This window comes from Marinoscillum sp. (assembly GCF_040222955.1).
Taxonomy (GTDB): domain Bacteria; phylum Bacteroidota; class Bacteroidia; order Cytophagales; family Cyclobacteriaceae; genus Marinoscillum.
Genome location: NZ_JAVKCA010000007.1, coordinates 158,380 through 175,237 on the forward strand (window position 1 = coordinate 158,380; position 16,858 = coordinate 175,237).

The 16,858-nt window shown below is 44.9% G+C and carries 16 protein-coding genes and 1 tRNA gene; 4 read left to right on the top strand and 13 right to left on the bottom strand.

Annotation, left to right across the window (positions count from 1 at the left end):
* Window positions 1-12: 12 nt before the first annotated feature.
* The 3 genes from RIH33_RS02745 to lpxK are packed head-to-tail and all read right to left on the bottom strand — an operon-like array spanning window position 13 to window position 3,533.
* Window positions 13-612 carry a tRNA-(ms[2]io[6]A)-hydroxylase gene (locus tag RIH33_RS02745; RefSeq protein ID WP_406654031.1) on the bottom strand — a complete coding sequence of 200 codons (600 nt, stop codon included), beginning with the start codon at window positions 610-612 and terminating at the stop codon, window positions 13-15.
* A gap of 2 nt (window positions 613-614) precedes the next feature.
* Window positions 615-2,480, bottom strand: a complete 1,866-nt coding sequence (locus RIH33_RS02750) for a putative porin (protein ID WP_406653517.1) — start codon at window positions 2,478-2,480, stop codon at window positions 615-617.
* Between the two features lie 15 nt (window positions 2,481-2,495).
* Window positions 2,496-3,533 (bottom strand): tetraacyldisaccharide 4'-kinase, encoded by a 1,038-nt coding sequence (gene lpxK, locus RIH33_RS02755; protein ID WP_406653519.1) that lies wholly within the window; start codon window positions 3,531-3,533, stop codon window positions 2,496-2,498.
* A gap of 14 nt (window positions 3,534-3,547) precedes the next feature.
* Here lpxK and RIH33_RS02760 point away from each other — a divergent pair, with 14 nt between their 5' ends.
* On the top strand, window positions 3,548-4,642 hold the full coding sequence (locus tag RIH33_RS02760) for a Nif3-like dinuclear metal center hexameric protein (RefSeq protein WP_406653520.1): 1,095 nt from the start codon (window positions 3,548-3,550) through the stop codon (window positions 4,640-4,642).
* A 6-nt stretch (window positions 4,643-4,648) separates the two neighbouring features.
* Entirely contained in the window at window positions 4,649-5,428 is a 780-nt protein-coding gene (locus RIH33_RS02765) for a zinc ribbon domain-containing protein (RefSeq protein ID WP_159580067.1), read from the top strand.
* A 26-nt stretch (window positions 5,429-5,454) separates the two neighbouring features.
* Here the strand turns inward: RIH33_RS02765 and RIH33_RS02770 are convergent, their stop codons facing one another.
* From RIH33_RS02770 to RIH33_RS02780, 3 genes are all read right to left on the bottom strand, one after another.
* Window positions 5,455-6,000 carry a lysophospholipid acyltransferase family protein gene (locus RIH33_RS02770; RefSeq protein WP_406653522.1) on the bottom strand — a complete coding sequence of 182 codons (546 nt, stop codon included), beginning with the start codon at window positions 5,998-6,000 and terminating at the stop codon, window positions 5,455-5,457.
* A 4-nt stretch (window positions 6,001-6,004) separates the two neighbouring features.
* Window positions 6,005-6,763 (bottom strand): patatin-like phospholipase family protein, encoded by a 759-nt coding sequence (locus RIH33_RS02775; RefSeq protein WP_406653523.1) that lies wholly within the window; start codon window positions 6,761-6,763, stop codon window positions 6,005-6,007.
* A 73-nt stretch (window positions 6,764-6,836) separates the two neighbouring features.
* Complete coding sequence (locus tag RIH33_RS02780) at window positions 6,837-7,781, bottom strand: acetyl-CoA carboxylase carboxyltransferase subunit alpha (protein ID WP_406653526.1); 945 nt, start codon at window positions 7,779-7,781, stop codon at window positions 6,837-6,839.
* A 147-nt stretch (window positions 7,782-7,928) separates the two neighbouring features.
* Here RIH33_RS02780 and RIH33_RS02785 point away from each other — a divergent pair.
* Window positions 7,929-8,002, top strand: a tRNA-Asp gene (locus tag RIH33_RS02785).
* A 186-nt stretch (window positions 8,003-8,188) separates the two neighbouring features.
* On the opposite strand, the gene RIH33_RS02790 is transcribed toward RIH33_RS02785, so the two are convergent.
* Window positions 8,189-9,187, bottom strand: coding sequence for a LacI family DNA-binding transcriptional regulator (locus RIH33_RS02790; RefSeq protein WP_406653527.1), 999 nt, complete (start codon window positions 9,185-9,187; stop codon window positions 8,189-8,191).
* Between the two features lie 100 nt (window positions 9,188-9,287).
* Between RIH33_RS02790 and RIH33_RS02795 the strand changes: the two genes are divergently transcribed.
* Complete coding sequence (locus tag RIH33_RS02795) at window positions 9,288-9,983, top strand: NUDIX hydrolase (RefSeq protein ID WP_406653528.1); 696 nt, start codon at window positions 9,288-9,290, stop codon at window positions 9,981-9,983.
* 61 nt (window positions 9,984-10,044) lie between these two features.
* Here RIH33_RS02795 and rplT read toward each other — a convergent pair whose 3' ends face one another.
* The 6 genes from rplT to RIH33_RS02825 form a co-directional block, all read right to left on the bottom strand.
* Entirely contained in the window at window positions 10,045-10,389 is a 345-nt protein-coding gene (gene rplT / locus RIH33_RS02800) for a 50S ribosomal protein L20 (protein ID WP_406653529.1), read from the bottom strand.
* Between the two features lie 81 nt (window positions 10,390-10,470).
* Entirely contained in the window at window positions 10,471-10,665 is a 195-nt protein-coding gene (gene rpmI / locus RIH33_RS02805; RefSeq protein WP_406653530.1) for a 50S ribosomal protein L35, read from the bottom strand.
* Between the two features lie 10 nt (window positions 10,666-10,675).
* A complete protein-coding gene (infC, locus tag RIH33_RS02810) occupies window positions 10,676-11,176 on the bottom strand; it encodes a translation initiation factor IF-3 (protein WP_159580083.1) in 501 nt (166 codons plus the stop codon).
* Between the two features lie 130 nt (window positions 11,177-11,306).
* Window positions 11,307-13,256, bottom strand: coding sequence for a threonine--tRNA ligase (thrS, locus tag RIH33_RS02815; RefSeq protein WP_406653531.1), 1,950 nt, complete (start codon window positions 13,254-13,256; stop codon window positions 11,307-11,309).
* A complete protein-coding gene (locus RIH33_RS02820) occupies window positions 13,249-14,319 on the bottom strand; it encodes a tetratricopeptide repeat protein (protein WP_406653532.1) in 1,071 nt (356 codons plus the stop codon). Before RIH33_RS02820 ends, thrS begins: the two co-directional genes overlap by 8 nt.
* Window positions 14,319-16,799: a DUF5686 family protein gene (locus RIH33_RS02825; protein ID WP_406658518.1), complete on the bottom strand. Its 2,481-nt coding sequence runs from the start codon at window positions 16,797-16,799 to the stop codon at window positions 14,319-14,321. The genes RIH33_RS02820 and RIH33_RS02825 overlap by 1 nt, the downstream gene beginning before the upstream one ends.
* Window positions 16,800-16,858 lie beyond the last annotated feature (59 nt).

Genomic DNA, 16,858 nt, shown 5'->3' on the forward strand with positions numbered 1-16,858 from the left:
AGATCTGCCTTTTCAATGCATCCGATCTCCCCTAACTTCGAGGCTTCTGATGATATCAGCCTCTGCATGTAGTATCTCCTCCCAACGTGATTTCACATACTCTTCGGGCATATAGACCTTGGCCAATTCAATAAAATTGACGTAGTGCCCGGCTTCAGAGACCATCAGTTCATAGTAAAAGGTCTGCAACTCTTCATCAGCAATGTTTTTCCAGAGTAACTTGAATCGCTCACAACTTCGCGCTTCTATCAGGGCATTCATGAGTAGCTTTTCTACCAACTGCTGATCCCTGCTCCCTCCTTTGTTCAGTACTTTGTTGAGCGCCGTGACATATTCATCTTTGCGGGCATACCCCAAAGCATAACCCCTCTTTTTGAGCTGCTCAATCACCCGTTCAAAATGAGCCCATTCCTCGGCCACCACGGGAGTAAGGACATCCACCAGCTCCGCCTTTTCAGGATACTGAATAATCAGGGAAATACAAGAGGAGGCGGCCTTCTGCTCACAGTAGGCATGGTCTACAAGGATATCCTCTATCTGCATTTCAGCAATATTGACCCACCGTGGGTCGGTCGGTAGTTTAAGCCCCAATACTGTCTTGTGGTCGTCCATCATTAATCAAAAAACATCCATCTCACACCAAAATCCATCACCTGAGACTGCCCCGGGTAATAAGGCGTCACAAAATAGCCATCGTTACTCTGCTGGTTGATATTGGTCATTTTCACAAAGGCCCGAAGATTGTTGATTTTCATACTCAAAAAGAGATCGGCGGTATAAAACTGCTCGATAAGAAACTCACGCTGCAAATGAAACTGCTGTAGTTCGGGTGCATATCCCATCGCATAGTATTGACTTTTGGCGTGCACATCTATGCCCACTTCCACACCCATGGTGTCTTTAAACCAGTATCCGCGCCAAAAAAAACGACCATTATAGAAAAACTGCGGGACCACCATATTGTCAGCGCCCCCACCAGAGATACTCGTATAGTAAACCTCATTCTCCAAATGGAAGGCTTCTTTGAGCGCTTTGTTGGTATAAAGTTTGAAATTAAAGTCACCCCCTAATGAAGCCATAATGGCCACATCACTACTTTGCTGAGCAGTTTTATTCTCATCAAAATAGAAAAACTTGTCCAGACTAAGCAACCGTCCCAGAGGTCTGATTTTCAAAAACCCTAAATCCACCTGCAGACCAGCAGTAATTTCATTGCTAAAGGCTGAAGCAAAAGTCTGATTCCACTCATGGTGATTACCAAAATACTTCTCGTAGATAAAAGCAGGCTTATACCTTACAGACTTATAGGATCCAAAAAGGAAGTCGGAGTTGAGTTGACCGGTCAGTTGATACTCTCCACTCTGCATCAGCTCACCTTTGGCTTCTATATTAAACTGGTCTTTCCAGTCAAACCGGGTGTAGCCTCCCAAAAACATCTCACTGAAACGGGGTGTAGGGTCCTGATAGAGGTTGTCAAAATCAAGGTCTCTCCTCTTTAAGTATAATCTGTAAAAGATGTTGGCCAGATCTCCTTTAATTCCCACTTCATTCACCATTTCCTTCCAGGTGAATCGCTCATAGGTACTGTCCGTCCCTAACAAAAACTGATCATAATAACCGCCGTATGTGAGATCAGTCCCACTGGACACATCCTTGAAGTCCTGAAAGCCTACCTCCTGATTTTTCAGGTCAAACTGATGATAAAATTGCAGCGGGGTAGTCCAGTTGTACTGGTGATAAAGATGAAAATTAAGTCGGTCATCATTTGATCGGGCTTCCGAAAGCTGAATGTCAGAGTCCTGATATTCAAAAAGATCTGCCTTGGTGGCCTGAGACAAATCCTCTACATAAATGCCTCCGGTTTCCTCTATATCATAGCTCATGTTCACCATATGAAATAAGGCATTGTAGGGCTTATCCTTATGTTTGTAGTACGTATATAGGTCGAAAACCGTACCCACCACATTGCGATCCTGCTGCCCACTTTTACCTATCTGCTTATCAGAGGTGATCCGATAAATATCAAATCCTACGTTCCAGTTTTCATTGACATTCCGGCTAAAAGCCATGTCCACCACGGAGCGACCTTCACCTCCAAAAACCACCATCAGGTTGATATGCGGCGACTTGGAGTCATAGTATTTCAGTTGCTCAGGATTGATCATGTACGGATCATATGCAGAAAGCCCACTGGTACGTCCTATTTGCTTGGGGGCCGGGTAAAAAATTGGAAAAAGGGCCGTCCCATTGTTACCCAGATCCTGATATTTTCTGCGCTCAAGATCCAACTTGGTAAATTTCTCTAACTCATACAGTGTGGTATCAGGGTGCCTTTCCTTCTCCTGATTGTTCTTCAAATCGCTTTCATAAATGATCAAAGTGGTTTTTGACCCGTAGACCAGTTCACTGGAATCATCCGTGATTTGAGCGACCGAAAGCACACTCATCAAAAGAAGTATTGCCGATAGTGATTTTTTCACAGCGCAAAAGTATAATCAAATAGGTTCTTGGGCATAGTTTTTCAGTTTCGACTCCAGGTTTGACAGGAATAACGATTCGTCCTTCAAAAATTTCATACGAATGGGTAGATAAAAACAGGAATAATCGCGTAACTCCTGAAACTGCTTAAGCTTCACCATATCTTTCTCAGTGGTGATCAGGCTCGTATCTTCATCCATTTCCCGGAGAATGTCCCGCACATCCCCTAGCTTGTAGCGATAGTGGTCTCTGTAGTTATAGGTATGCTTCACGGCATAGTTTCGGCGGAGATAATGCTCAAATGGCTCAGGATTGGCCATTCCGGAAATGCCCAACACATTTCTTTTGAGCTCACTCCCATTCTGAAAAACAGGAACCAGAGGGTCATACTGTACCGTCATAAAATACACGGATGCCGAGGTATACTCCTGAATCTCATACCGCATCCTCACCTGATCTGCCGCGCTCATATATTCCGGGCACTTGGTCACCACTATGATGTCTGCACGCCGCACCCCACGGCGGGCTTCACGTAGCCTGCCTGCTGGCAGCAGATAGTCCTTGTGAAAGGGATTTTGATAGGTGGTCAGGACAATGGATACGGAAGGTGAGACTCTTCTGTGCTGAAAAGCGTCATCCAGGAGGATGGCATGTGCATCCGGCACGTGCCCCAGGAGCTCCGAAATGGCCAGATCGCGCTCAGCTCCTACCGCCACCGGTACCAGACCATGATACTTCTGCAAATACATAAAGGGTTCATCCCCGATGGTATCAGGCGTATCAGCAACAGTAGCTAACCTAAACCCATAAGTCTTTCGCCCATAACCACGGCTGAGGGTACATACCTTCTTGTCCTGCGGATGAAAATACCTGACCAGATAGTCAATCATTGGTGTTTTCCCGGTACCACCTATGGATAGATTACCCACGACCACTACATTTGTATCAAAGCGCACCGTTTTCTTTACCCCAAGATCATAGAGCAGGTTTCTGAGCCTGGTGATCAGGTCAAATAACAGCGCAAAAGGAAATACAATAACTTGCCACCAATACATAAAGGGAGTTTACTATGCGAATCAAAGATATTACAGATTTCTTAGAGCAATTTGCACCACTCAGCTATCAGGAGTCTTATGACAACTCAGGGCTCCTGGTTGGTGATGCCAATGCGGAGCTGTCCGGGGTCTCCATTACCCTCGATGTGACAGAGCGGGTGATTGACGAGGCCATTCGCAACAGAGACAATCTGATCATCGCCCACCATCCCTTGATTTTCAAAGGGCTCAAAAGCCTGACCGGCAAGCACTGGGTAGAACGATGCGTGATCAAGGCGTTGAAAAACAACATTGCTCTTTATGCCATCCATACCAACCTGGACAACGTGCACCTGGGAGTAAACAGAAAGATCGCAGAGCAATTAGCTTTGAAAAACATTCGCATTTTGAGCCCCAAATCGGAGATCCTCTCCAAACTGGTAACTTTCGTACCGCATGAGGATGCACAGCGGGTGTTGGATGCTTTGTATGCAGCCGGTGCCGGGCAGATCGGTCAGTATGATCACTGTAGCTTTCAGTCAGATGGCACAGGCACTTTTCGCCCCGGAGAAAATTCCAATCCCCATATCGGCACACACAATGTGGACGAAACAGTCAGTGAGAAGCGAATTGAGCTCGTTTTTCCCACCTATCTCAAAAGTAAAATAGTCAGTGCCCTTCACAATAGTCACCCCTATGAAGAAGTAGCCTATTACCTCTCTGCGCTCAGCAATACTCATCAGGAAGTGGGATCAGGCATCGTGGGTGAGCTCTCATCCCCTATGGACACGCTGGAATTCCTCAGGCATCTCAAACAAACCATGCGCACCGAGTGTGTCCGCCATACCTCGATTTGCAATGAAAAAGTATCGAAAATAGCCCTCTGCGGGGGAGCAGGAAGCTTCTTGCTGAGTAAGGCAATAGGTGCCGGAGCTGATGTGTTCATCACCGGAGATTTCAAATATCACGACTTCTTTGAAGCCGATAGTCGGATCGTTGTAGCGGATATTGGACACTTCGAAAGTGAGCAGTTCACAAAGGACTTGCTTTATGATATTATAAGCGAAAAATTCACTAATATTGCACTCCGTTTATCGGAGGTACAAACGAATCCTATCAATTATTTGTAATACTACATGGAAAACACCGTAGCGAAAAAGCTCGAAAGCCTCGTAAAATTACAATCCATCGATTCTGAACGTGACGAACTACTGAAGATCAGAGGAGCCTTACCCGATGAGGTAATGGATCTTGAAGATGAGATTGCTGGTTACCAGACGAGAGTTGAGAAACAAAACTCAGAGCTTGCGGAACTAGAAGAAAATATAGCGAGCAACAAGACCGCCATCAAAGACGCTGAGAAGCTCATCAAGAAGTACGAAGAGCAGCAAATGAATGTTCGCAACAACCGCGAATATGATGCCATCACCAAAGAGGTGGAATTGCAGCAGCTCGAAATTCAAATTCTTGAAAAGAGAATCAAAGAAGCTTACGTAAAGATCGACTCGAAGAAAGAAGAGATCGCCCAGACAGAAGGAATTTTATCTGAGCGTACAAAGGATCTTGATTCTAAGAAAAACGAACTGGATACTATCGCCAGTGAGTCTGAAGCCGATGAGCAGAAGCTCATGAAAGACAGAGACAAAGCGGCCAAGCAGGTAGAAGACAGATTGCTGAAATCTTACGAGAAAGTAAGAGAGAACATGCGAAATGGTCTGGCTGTAGTACCTGTGAAGCGTGGCGCCTGTGGTGGCTGTTTCAACGTGGTACCCCCGCAAAAGCAAGCCGAAATACGCGAGAAGAAGAAAATTATTGTTTGTGAGCACTGTGGCCGAATCCTCTCAGATGTTGAGGATGAAGTGATTGAGGAAGAAAAACCAAAACGCAGAACCAAACGAACAACTACTAAGAAATAATGAAAGCGCCCTTGAGGCGCTTTTTTTTATACTACCCCTTTCTCCGGGTGCTTACCTTTGATGGATCTATAGTAGGATTTAATGAATTCAAGGTCCGCCTCCATATCCCCTGTTGGGTAAAAGGGCTCACGATACTCCACCACTTTGTGCTCAAAGTCAAAACCCACCATCACGATGGGTACACCCGCTTTATGCGCAATCCGGTAAAAACCTGTTTTCCACTCCGGCACATAAGACCGTGTGCCCTCCGGAGTAATGGTGATAATGAACTCCTCATGCTGCTGAAATAGCTCTACTACCTGATCCACCATATTGGTGTTTTTTGACCGATCCACAGGAAATCCGCCAATCACCCTCATAAACCAGCCCACCACAGGAAGATCAAACAGCGATTTTTTAGCGAGAAAATGGCTCTTCAATCCGCTTATGCTCCTGGCTGCTACCCCCACGAAAAAGTCCCAATTGCTGGTATGTGGTGCTACAATCACAACATATTGCTTCAGGTCTGGACGCTGCCCTTTCATCTTCCAGCCTGTCAGCCTAAAGCAAAAACTAAAAAAGATTTTCTTCATGGGATTAAAGTTTATTCAATGCGCCTTCTTTAATGGCTTTTCGGGCGTACTTATATCCGAATTTGTAAATAGCCTGAGCCTGTTTGAAGTCAAACACCTTGAACTTACTCAGCCCCGGGGGCTCCAGAAACACATCACAATGTTTCTTTCTGGCATGAACATTCTGAGTAACTGTCAGCATCATCGATCGCTCCATCAGGTCGCGCCAATTGCCCAACTCATATCCTTTGTCAATGGGATTACAGTGCAGGGCTACAATTTTATCACAACTCTTCTGAATAGACGCGTATGGGAGGTTGTCAAGGATCCCCCCATCTACCAAGGTCCTTTTACCTATTACGATTGGGTCAAATACCACGGGGATACTACAGGAAGCCAGAATGGGTTTGATTAGTTGGCCCTTCTTATAGACTTTCACCTTTCCTCGTTTGATGTCTGTGGTAGATACACATAAGGGAATTTTAAGGGCCTCGAAAGAATCCTCTGGAAAATACTTTTTCAGTTCGTGTGAAGCGCGTTCTATATTCAGCAGGCTGCGCCAGTTAAAAGACGGCCGAAAAGCAGTGAGAAAGTTAGTTTTTTCAATAAAACCACAAATCTCCGAGGGGGTGTATCCTGCGCAATAGAGCCCACCGGCCAGCGCACCGGCACTCGCACCAGAGACAACGTGAAACGAGAGCCCCTCTTCCTCCAGAGCCTGGATGATCCCCAAATGCGCGATACCTCTTGCACCCCCTCCGGACAATACCAGACCCAGCTTCATAAAATCAAAGCGCTATGAATATCGATTTCAGTAAATAAAGAGCTCCATGCCCCTTTGTGAATGATTATGTCCATCAGGCCACCACTCCCATGTTGGAGAACTTATCGATTCGCTCAGCTATTCGCTTCTCTACCGTTAGCTTCTCCAGACTTTTGATGTGCTTGACAATTTCTTTCTTCAGCTCCTTTGAAGCAGCCTTCATATCCGCATGAGCTCCACCAAGCGGTTCCTTGATGATGCCGTCTATCAACTTATGCTGAAGCATGTCTTTAGCAGTTAATTTAAGCGCCTCTGCTGCCTGTTCTTTATAATCCCAGCTTCTCCACAGAATAGACGAGCAGGACTCAGGAGAGATTACCGAATACCAGGTGTTTTCCATCATCAGCACCTTATCAGCTATCGCAATACCCAAAGCTCCACCGGAAGCTCCCTCTCCGATTACCACACTTACTATAGGCACAGTCAGAGTCATCATCTCTTTCAGGTTTCGGGCAATAGCCTCTCCCTGTCCACGCTCCTCGGCCTCTATGCCAGGATAAGCTCCGGGAGTATCAATGAGGGTGATGACTGGGGTATTGAATTTTTCTGCCAATTTCATCAGGCGAAGTGCCTTGCGGTAGCCTTCAGGATTGGCCATACCAAAATTACGCTCCTGGCGCTGCTTGGTATTGCGACCTTTCTGCTGACCAATGATCATGACCGAGAGTCCGTCCACTTTGGCAAACCCGCCCACCATGGCCTTGTCGTCTTTTACCGTACGATCACCATGTAGCTCTATAAAGTCATCTGAAATTTCATAAATATAATCCAGTGTATAAGGACGATCAGGATGTCTGGATAACTGTACTTTCTGCCACCTGGTCAGGTTTTCAAAAGTATCCTCTTTCAACTTCACAATCTTCTCTTCCAATTTTGTGATAGCCGCTGATACGTCTACATCACTCTGCTGGGCCAACAGTTTCATGTCGGCCAGTTTGCTTTCTAATTCTACGATTGGTTTTTCGAATTCTAGGTGCATGTATTGAAAAATTTTGAGGTACAAATGTAGCCATAAATACCCTTTTCAGACATTTTAACGGAATTGAAAAACACATTTAAAATATTTGAAATGAAGTGTTGCATTTAAAGAAGTAAGGGTATAGTTTTGCAACGCAATTGAGCAAACGGTGTGGTAGTTCAGTTGGTTAGAATGCCTGCCTGTCACGCAGGAGGTCGCGGGTTCGAGTCCCGTCCATACCGCTAAAAATTGCAAAACCCTCTGATTTTCAGAGGGTTTTTTTGTTTATATGCGCTTGCGGAAAAGTATGATCCCCGACATCTCAATTCCAAAGTGCAAATTCTAGCCAGTAGGTATAGGAATACCACCGATGACCTTTTCAAACTCCACTTCTAAACAATTCGATAGAACACCTTGTCTCAGTTTAATTACCCACGCTGAACCACCGAATCTCTCAAAATCAATTTAGGTACAATATCCAGCGGCTCTGACTCGGTTTCATTGAGCAAGTCCAGCAATGTAGTCACGGCCATGCGGCCCATCTTACTGGTGGAATGCTCTATGCTTGACAGTTTAGGAAACGTATACTCACACAATGGCCGGTTGTCAAAACCCAAAACTGAAACCTCTTTGGGGACCTTCACGCCTATCTCATTAAAGTGGGCAATCACCTGTGCACCGATCAGGTCATTATAACAGACCACGGCATCAAATGCGCCCTCCTTCCAATGTTCTTCGAGGATCTCTGATGCGCTACCATCCGAGTCTAAAAAACTCACCTTACAATGTGGCAAACCACTTTCATCCAAAGCCTTATTATAGCCACTTAGTCTGGCCACGCCATTCTTTAGCGCTTGAGAGAGCCCTATAAACAACAACTTTCGGTGCCCCAACGCTATGAGGTACTTACCTCCCATATATCCCCCATGTGCATCATCAAAAGAGATGTGCGGAAACACATCCTGTTCTATGGTGCGATCGAAAATCACCGCCTGTTTACCCAGAACTGTTAGATTTTTAAGAAAATTAATATTGTGTGTTTCCTTTGATGGAGCAATCAGAATCCCTTCCACATTACATGCAACCAGGGATTTAACCAGTTGATTTTCCTTCTTTTTAGACTCATTGGACTGGCAAACCAGCAGGTTATACCCAAGCTCCTCAGAAGCCTCCTGCATACCTGAAAGAATGGCTGCAAAGAAATCATCTCCAATCTCTGGAACAATGATTCCAATCAGTTTTGTCTTGTTCGTTCTCAGTCCTTTTGCGGCGGTATTCACCTGATAATTCAGCTTGCGGGCCATGGCCTTCACATCTTTGACCAACCGGGCATTGCTTTGATTTTTACCATTGAGAATGCGGGATACAGTAGAGGTGGACACTTCCAGCGCACTGGCAATATCTTTGATGGTGGCGACACGTTTCATTTTGGGTATTCTGGGCTCAATCTAATTTTAAATTCTTCAATAATAAACGTAAATTTAACGCTTATAGTTGACTATCAATATCTTAAAAACACGATTCATCATGACTTATCAGCATCCAACCATGTGGGTTTCCATAGATTGTCTGGTGTTCGGCTATGATGTCTCTGAAGAGAACCTTAAGTTACTTTTATTTCAAAGAAAAGTAGATCCATTTGCAGGGCAATGGTCCCTTATCGGTGGATTTGTGAATGAAAACGAAGACCTATCCGCTGGCGCTCAGCGCGTACTGAAGACATTCACGGGACTCGACGGAGTGTTTCTGGAGCAACTTTCCACTTTTGGTAAAGCCAGCCGTGATCCCGGTGGCAGAGTGGTGTCTGTACTGTACTGGAGTCTGATCAAACTCGATTCCATTCAAAAGGAAGTGGTGAATAGTCATGGTGCCGGATGGTTCGATCTGGATCAACTCCCAGAGCTGGTCATGGATCACCTCGACATGACCCACCTGGGCATTGAGCAGCTCCAGCGCAATGCCACCACTACCCCTATCGGCTTTGAACTACTCCCGGAGAAGTTCACCCTTCCACAACTATTAAGGCTCTATGAGGGCATTTATGGCAAAAGTATTGACGACAGGAACTTCAGAAAAAAGATTCTGGCCACAAATGTACTGGTGCGATTGGATGAAAAGGATAAATCCGGATCTAAGAAAGGGGCTTATAAGTACATGTTTGATGAGAACAAGTACAATGAACTGAAGCAACGCGGGTATCACCTGGATTTTTCCATCAGGTGAGGGCACAAAAAAAACCCGACCGAAAGGTCAGGCTTCTAAATCAGTAAGTACTGTTAAACACTTATTTTTTAGCTAAATCCACTACAGCTTTGAAAGCATCAGGGTGATTCATTGCCAAATCAGCAAGAACTTTTCTGTTGATCTCTACATTGGCAGCTTTCAACTGACCCATGAACTGAGAGTATGACAAGCCATATTCTCTCACGGCTGCATTGATTCTCTGAATCCAAAGTGCTCTGTATTCTCTTTTCTTAACTTTTCTGTCACGGTAAGCATACTGCATACCTTTTTCGATGGCATTCTTTGCTACCGTCCAGACATTTTTTCTTCTGCCCCAGTACCCTTTGGCTTGCTTCATCGTCTTCTTACGACGTGCTCTGGATGCTACATGATTTACTGATCTCATTTGTTTTTCTTTTTTGACAATTGGCGCCAGTCATTACTGAGCTTGTTAGCCAGATTATCGGGTTAAACTATTGAACCTTAATTAGAGGTTAAGCATGTGCTTAACGTTTCTCTCGTCACTTGGATGAACCAAAGCAGCGTGCGTCAGATTTCTCTTTTGCTTCGTTTCTTTTTTGGTCAAAATGTGACTTTTGAATGCGTGCTTTCTTTTGATTTTACCTGTACCTGTCAGTTTAAATCTTTTTTTAGCACTGGAATTGGTTTTTACCTTCGGCATTTCCTACTATTTATTTCTTACTTACTGATTTCGCTGCAATGATGATAGACATGCGCTTACCTTCCAACTTGGGAAGTAGTTCTACCTTACCATAGTCCTCTACGGCCTGCGCAAACTTCAAAAGAAGGATTTCTCCACGCTCTTTGAAAACGATCGTTCGACCAACGAAGTGTACGTAGGCTTTCACCTTGGCTCCTTCTTTTAGAAACTTAATCGCATGATTCAACTTGAAGTTGAAATCGTGCTCATCCGTATTGGGTCCAAATCTGATCTCTTTTACGACAGTTTTCTGAGCTTTGGCTTTGATCTCCTTTTGCTTCTTCTTCTGCTCATATTTGAACTTTGAATAGTCGATCACCTTACAAACAGGCGGTTCGGCCTTGGGAGAAATCTCCACCAGGTCTAATCCTTGTTGTCTGGCTAATTCCAATGCCTTTTCGATGGGATATACATCCACTTCAACATTGTCTCCAACTACCCGCACTTCACGAGCTCTGATCTTTTCGTTCACTTTATAAGGCTCTTCTACGCGACCCCTATACGGCTTTCTGTATGGTCTACTAATTGTAATCCTCCTTTTTTGGTTCTACCATTGAAAAATAAAACGCAAATATCGTTATTATTTCTCTTTATATAAAATGCTAATTTCCTTTATTTAACAGTTCTTTTACTGTGTTGTTAAAGAAATCTTTAAATTCTTTGATTTTCATACTCCCCTGATCCCCCTTGCCATGAGCGCGGACAGACACGCTATCACTCTCTGACTCCTGCTCGCCTACTATGAGCATGTAAGGTATCTTCTTTACTTCGGCATCCCTTATCTTTTTACCGATTTTCTCGTCGCGTTCATCAATATATCCCCGAATATCTTCTTGCTGAAGAAAAGAGTATACTGAATGGGCATAATCATGATACTTTTCAGAGATGGGCAATACGGCAATTTGTTCCGGCGCCAGCCAGATCGGGAAATCTCCGGCGGTACTTTCGATCAAAATGGCTACGAAACGTTCCATAGAGCCAAAAGGAGCTCTGTGAATCATCACTGGCCGGTGCTTCTGGTTGTCAGTGCCGGTGTACTCCAACTCGAAGCGCTCAGGCAGGTTATAATCTACCTGAATAGTTCCCAGTTGCCATTTTCTCCCCAAGGCATCTTTCACCATGAAATCGAGCTTAGGACCATAGAAGGCCGCTTCACCTAGCTCCACCACCGTTTTCAGGTTTTTCTCGGCAGCCACTTCCGTGATCTCGCGCTCGGCTCGGTCCCAGTTTTCATTGCTACCGATGTACTTATCCGGGTTCTCAGGATCCCTGAGAGATATCTGAGCTGTAAAATCCTCAAAACCCAGTGTATTGAAAACATACAACACAAGGTCAATCACTTTAGCAAACTCAGCTTTCACCTGGTCCGGACGACAGAAAATATGTGCATCATCCTGCGTAAAGCCCCTTACCCTGGTCAGTCCGTGAAGCTCGCCACTTTGCTCATATCTATACACGGTACCAAACTCGGCGTATCTGACAGGTAATTCCTTATACGATTTTGGGCTGGACTTATAGATTTCGCAGTGGTGCGGGCAGTTCATGGGTTTCAGTAAAAACTCTTCGTCCTCTGCCGGAGTATGGATTGGCTGAAAGGAATCTTCACCATATTTGGCATAATGCCCTGAAGTCACATACAATTCCTTACTGCCAATATGGGGAGTCACCACCTGCTCATATCCTGCTTTTACCTGTGCCTTCTTCAAAAAGTTTTCCAAGCGCTCACGGAGCACAGCTCCTTTTGGTAACCACAAAGGAAGTCCTTTGCCCACCTTTTCTGAAAAAGTAAAAAGCCCAAGCTCTTTACCGATCTTACGATGGTCTCTTTTTTTGGCTTCCTCCAGAAGGGTGAGGTATTCAGTTAATTCTTTTTGCTTGGGAAAAGTGATGGCGTACAGCCTGGTAAGCTGCTTTCGCTTCTCGTCCCCACGCCAGTAGGCACCGGCTATATTGAGTACTTTAGCTGCTTTAATGAAACCCGTGTGGGGAATGTGTGGGCCCCTGCAAAGGTCAGTGAAATTGCCTTGCTCATAAAAGGTAATGTTTCCATCCTCCAGGCCTTCAAGCAATTCCAGCTTGTACTCATCTCCCTTTTTCTGGTAATAATCCACCGCATCCTGCTTGCTGATATCCTTTCTGACATAAGGATTCTTTTCCCGTGCCAGTTCAAGCATTTTGTCTTCTATAGCTTTTAGGTTTTCAGCATCAAAAACCTGATTTCCAAAATCCACGTCATAGTAAAATCCATTTTCTATGGGCGGACCTATACCCAATTTCACACCAGGGTAGAGCGCCTCCAGTGCCTCAGCCATGAGGTGGGCGGAAGAGTGCCACATGGTGGACTTTCCTTCGTCATCATTCCAGGTGAGCAGACTGAGTGTAGCATCTTCGTTAATAGGCCGGGTAGCATCTCTTACTTCGCCATTTACCTTGGCGGCCAATACATTTCTGGCCAGTCCTTCGCTAATGCTCGTGGCCACATCCATGGCAGTTATGCCCTTTTCATAATGCCTTTCACTACCATCCGGTAAAGTGATTTTAATTTCACTCATTCTCAGTCTCTTTCTTTGATGAAATATCTAATATGGGGATTCTCTTCTCTCTTTCCCTCAAACTCCGCAAATATGCAATTTTTCGACCAACATTTCGAGCCATTTCTTCGGCAATTGAATTGGTGGAATCTTTTTCAAAAACCAGTGATGAGATGGCATAGGATTGGTTCAGGTAGCCCTGATTTTCGTAGATTTCGGCCTTGGCCAGTAAAGCCCTTGACGAACTGTCTTTCTGTATCACCAAATCCAGATAATGTGTCGCTGAATCCCACTGGTTATCCAATTTGTACCACATGGCACGCCGATAATAAACTTCCGAACTCTTCAGTGCCCGCAACCTGGAGTGGGCCTGCTCACTCTTACCCAACTCATAAAATGTCTTTGCGGCAAGCATTTGTCCCTCCGGGTCATCGTCATTGATCTGCAGTCGCTCCAGTACCCTACCTGCTTCTTCAAACTGGCTGTGTTCAAGGAGTAACGGCACATAATCATGCAGTACGGAGGGATGATTACTATCTGCTCTGGAAAGGTTGCTAAATGCATAAAGCGCTCTGGTAGTGTCCTCCATTCCCAGGTAGGTTCGGGCTGCAAAGGTCAACTTCTCTGGATCACCTTTACTCACCTGCACCAAATCCCACAGGTGATTCTGGGCTTCCCTCTCCCGCCCCAGACCTGACAGAGCAATAACTCTCCATTGGAGGTTATCACCAGAAAAGCCGTTCAGTTCTTCCCAAAACCCCACATAATCAAGCATTTTTTCATACAAATGATGGGTTCTGAAATAATCCTGACCATATGAATAGATCTCCTGATCCAATCCGGCATTGGAAATGATAAAATCAAGGTCAGCGTCTGCTTCTTCAGGCCATCTAAGTTTTTGATTGATAAACAGGCGCTTCTTTCTTAGCAGTACATCCCTGGGTTTGTCCCTGATTTCGGAGTTGATTGACCTCAAAGCTGTGAGGTAATAATCAGGGCCCACTGAGACTTCTGTAATAGGATATTTCTGATGGTCTGCGCAACCAGCCAAAATCAAAAAACAAATGAGGACTCGGTATATCACTACAGGATGAGTTGGATATTAAATTTCAAACCAAATTTACGAACATCCTGGCGATCGAGGTAAGTGAGTCGGTGAAAGGCTTCGACAGAGAAAACTTTAAAGATATTTTCTACCCCATAACCCAGCTCAATGTAGGGTCTATGATCAAGCTGATAAAAGGGCAGCACCTCCACCCCATCCACCATCTTATTTTTGGTCATGGAAAGGTTGCGATCGCTAATGTCCCCATAAAGCATATTGGCACTACCGATCAGGCGCCATTTCAGTTTCTTCATCAGCGGAATGGTATTTAGAATGAATCCTTCAAAGGAATGTCGATATCTGAATTCAACGTATTTATCCGTACTGAACTCAAAATAATCCATCAGGTTGTAAGCGAAATTCACATAAAAGAAAGTCTCATTACCGATGGTATTATACAGCAGTGTGTAGGGTAAATCTCCAGCAATATATCCACCCGTAAGTCTGATCTTAGATACTCCAAGGATGCCCATTTTCTGATCCTTCTCGACTGAGAGCTTTATTTTATGGTATTCGAAATCACTTCCCAATATGCCCTTGAAGCCATAGGTATAATCCAGGTTGAACGCTGGCCATCGGACGGTCCCCAGACTAAGGCGTTCATTGTCATTGATTACAAAAAGCTCGTCCTTGGCATACCGCATAGATACAGAAGCTTCACTTACTTCGTAGGCATCTGAGGTCTCCGTATCCCCGGGGTTGCGATAGTACTGAAAATCAAAGAATGGATCAAAAGATTCATGCTTGAACGCAAAAGTGGCTCCGAACCCGGCACTGATCTGCCTAAAGAGACTCAGCCTGTACTTATTGATGAGAAAGGGCTGGGTGAGGGTACCGAATCTGCTCAGAGAGTAAAAAAGACTATTAGGCTCAATGTGTTCATTGAGCAGCCATACCTGCTCTACCTCCCGTTGTTGCTCGTATTTGATGTTGGTCCAGGGCTGCCTGTCCAGTATCCGGTCGGCATAAAAGCGGTACTTGATGCGCTCATCATCGAATCCATAACCTACATGACCACCAAAGGTCCACTTCCTGCTGAGGTCTATGGTGGTGCGGCCTCCAAAACCTACACGTACCCCTTCGATGTTGTTGTTACCAAAAAACGTAGAATATGGCCCAACATCTATCGGGCCCACTTTATAGTATCCATTCACCGCAAACTTGGCCAGGTCCATGTAGGTTTTAACCACCGGTATTCGTTTCATTGAATCGATCATGCTGAAAACATTGATTTCTGTGGGTGACAATGAATCATGTCTGTTTTCGGCCCAATACTGCTCATCGTAATCGCGAACGGTTTCCTCCATCACTACCGGGTTTAGATAGAAGCCATTGGGCTTAGGTTGGTTTACTACGTGATCTTTGGTAGAAACATAGAATTTGGCCAGCATTCCTGCCGTCTCCTTTGTGACCTGTGACACATCCACCACCACCCTTGTCTTTTCCGGTAACCATGGGCCAGCGGTAGTCTTGATGAGATCTTGCTGAATCTTGATCTTCTCGATATAATTGAGATTGGCGGCTTTGGGCACTGAAGCATCTATCCGTTTAAGCGCATACTCCTCCCTGGTAATCCACATGGTGCCAGTAAAGGCCAAGTCCTGTTCCCTTTTGGGATAAAAATCAATCCGATAACAGTAGTGATCGTTGATATAAGCGCTGTCCTCCAGGTAAACATCATAGTAGAGTCTCCACCCATCTGTGAGTGGAGAAACAAATTCTTTGGTGACAATATTGAGCCAGTTCTGGTAGAAGTTGTACTCCTGAAACGTGGAACCAATGACCTGTGAGGTCAAGGTACCATCGGTGATCCCCACCCCGCTTACTTTAGTTTTGATGATGTTTTCATGCTTGAATTTTGGGTCCTTTTTGTAATAGAAGTCAGAAATGGCCTCTGAGATAAACACAGGTAAGATGGGCATTCCATCTTCTCCGGCAATCTGTTCTATACTGTCCAGCACATTGGTGATCTTTTTAACAATCTTCCTGTTCCTAAACCGATCAGAGATGTTATCTACATCAAATTCAACTTTCGTATAACTTTCATACTGATAGGCACTTAAGCTGCGCTTGTCATTCAGGTCCTTATTACGGATGATATTTCGCATGATCGGCCAGGCCGGATTCTCTCCGGCATACACCACCACCTCCCCCAGGGTCTTAACATCCTCATCCATTTGAAAATTGATGATCTGATCACGGCCTCTCTCAAGGGGCTTAGCACGCATGACAAAACCAATGTAGCGTACCTCAATTGAATCCACCTTTTGGTTGGTCCTGGCTATGAAGTTGCCATCAAAATCCGTGATGGTACCATCTTGTGTCCCAGTGAAAATCACATTAGCAAAAGGTATAGGGGTACCTGTAGCAGATTCAATCACTTTGCCAGAAACCGTGGTGGTCTGTGCAAACGCAACGAGAGAAAACAAGGAAAACGCAATAAAAAGAAACTTCTTCAAGGATAGTCGTGAGCTAGAGCTGAAACGAACGCAAATCAAGTCTATTATTACGAAGGTGG

What these genes read in the sequence shown, in the direction of transcription:
- RIH33_RS02770 (WP_406653522.1), bottom strand. Translation starts at nt 6,000, where the DNA reads ATGAAGAAAATCTTTTTTAGTTTTTGCTTTAGGCTGACAGGCTGGAAG.
- RIH33_RS02790 (WP_406653527.1), bottom strand. Translation starts at nt 9,187, where the DNA reads ATGAAACGTGTCGCCACCATCAAAGATATTGCCAGTGCGCTGGAAGTG.
- RIH33_RS02780 (WP_406653526.1), bottom strand. Translation starts at nt 7,781, where the DNA reads ATGCACCTAGAATTCGAAAAACCAATCGTAGAATTAGAAAGCAAACTG.
- RIH33_RS02795 (WP_406653528.1), top strand. Translation starts at nt 9,288, where the DNA reads ATGACTTATCAGCATCCAACCATGTGGGTTTCCATAGATTGTCTGGTG.
- rpmI (WP_406653530.1), bottom strand. Translation starts at nt 10,665, where the DNA reads ATGCCGAAGGTAAAAACCAATTCCAGTGCTAAAAAAAGATTTAAACTG.
- thrS (WP_406653531.1), bottom strand. Translation starts at nt 13,256, where the DNA reads ATGAGTGAAATTAAAATCACTTTACCGGATGGTAGTGAAAGGCATTAT.
- rplT (WP_406653529.1), bottom strand. Translation starts at nt 10,389, where the DNA reads ATGAGATCAGTAAATCATGTAGCATCCAGAGCACGTCGTAAGAAGACG.
- RIH33_RS02760 (WP_406653520.1), top strand. Translation starts at nt 3,548, where the DNA reads ATGCGAATCAAAGATATTACAGATTTCTTAGAGCAATTTGCACCACTC.
- RIH33_RS02745 (WP_406654031.1), bottom strand. Translation starts at nt 612, where the DNA reads ATGGACGACCACAAGACAGTATTGGGGCTTAAACTACCGACCGACCCA.
- RIH33_RS02765 (WP_159580067.1), top strand. Translation starts at nt 4,649, where the DNA reads ATGGAAAACACCGTAGCGAAAAAGCTCGAAAGCCTCGTAAAATTACAA.
- lpxK (WP_406653519.1), bottom strand. Translation starts at nt 3,533, where the DNA reads ATGTATTGGTGGCAAGTTATTGTATTTCCTTTTGCGCTGTTATTTGAC.
- RIH33_RS02775 (WP_406653523.1), bottom strand. Translation starts at nt 6,763, where the DNA reads ATGAAGCTGGGTCTGGTATTGTCCGGAGGGGGTGCAAGAGGTATCGCG.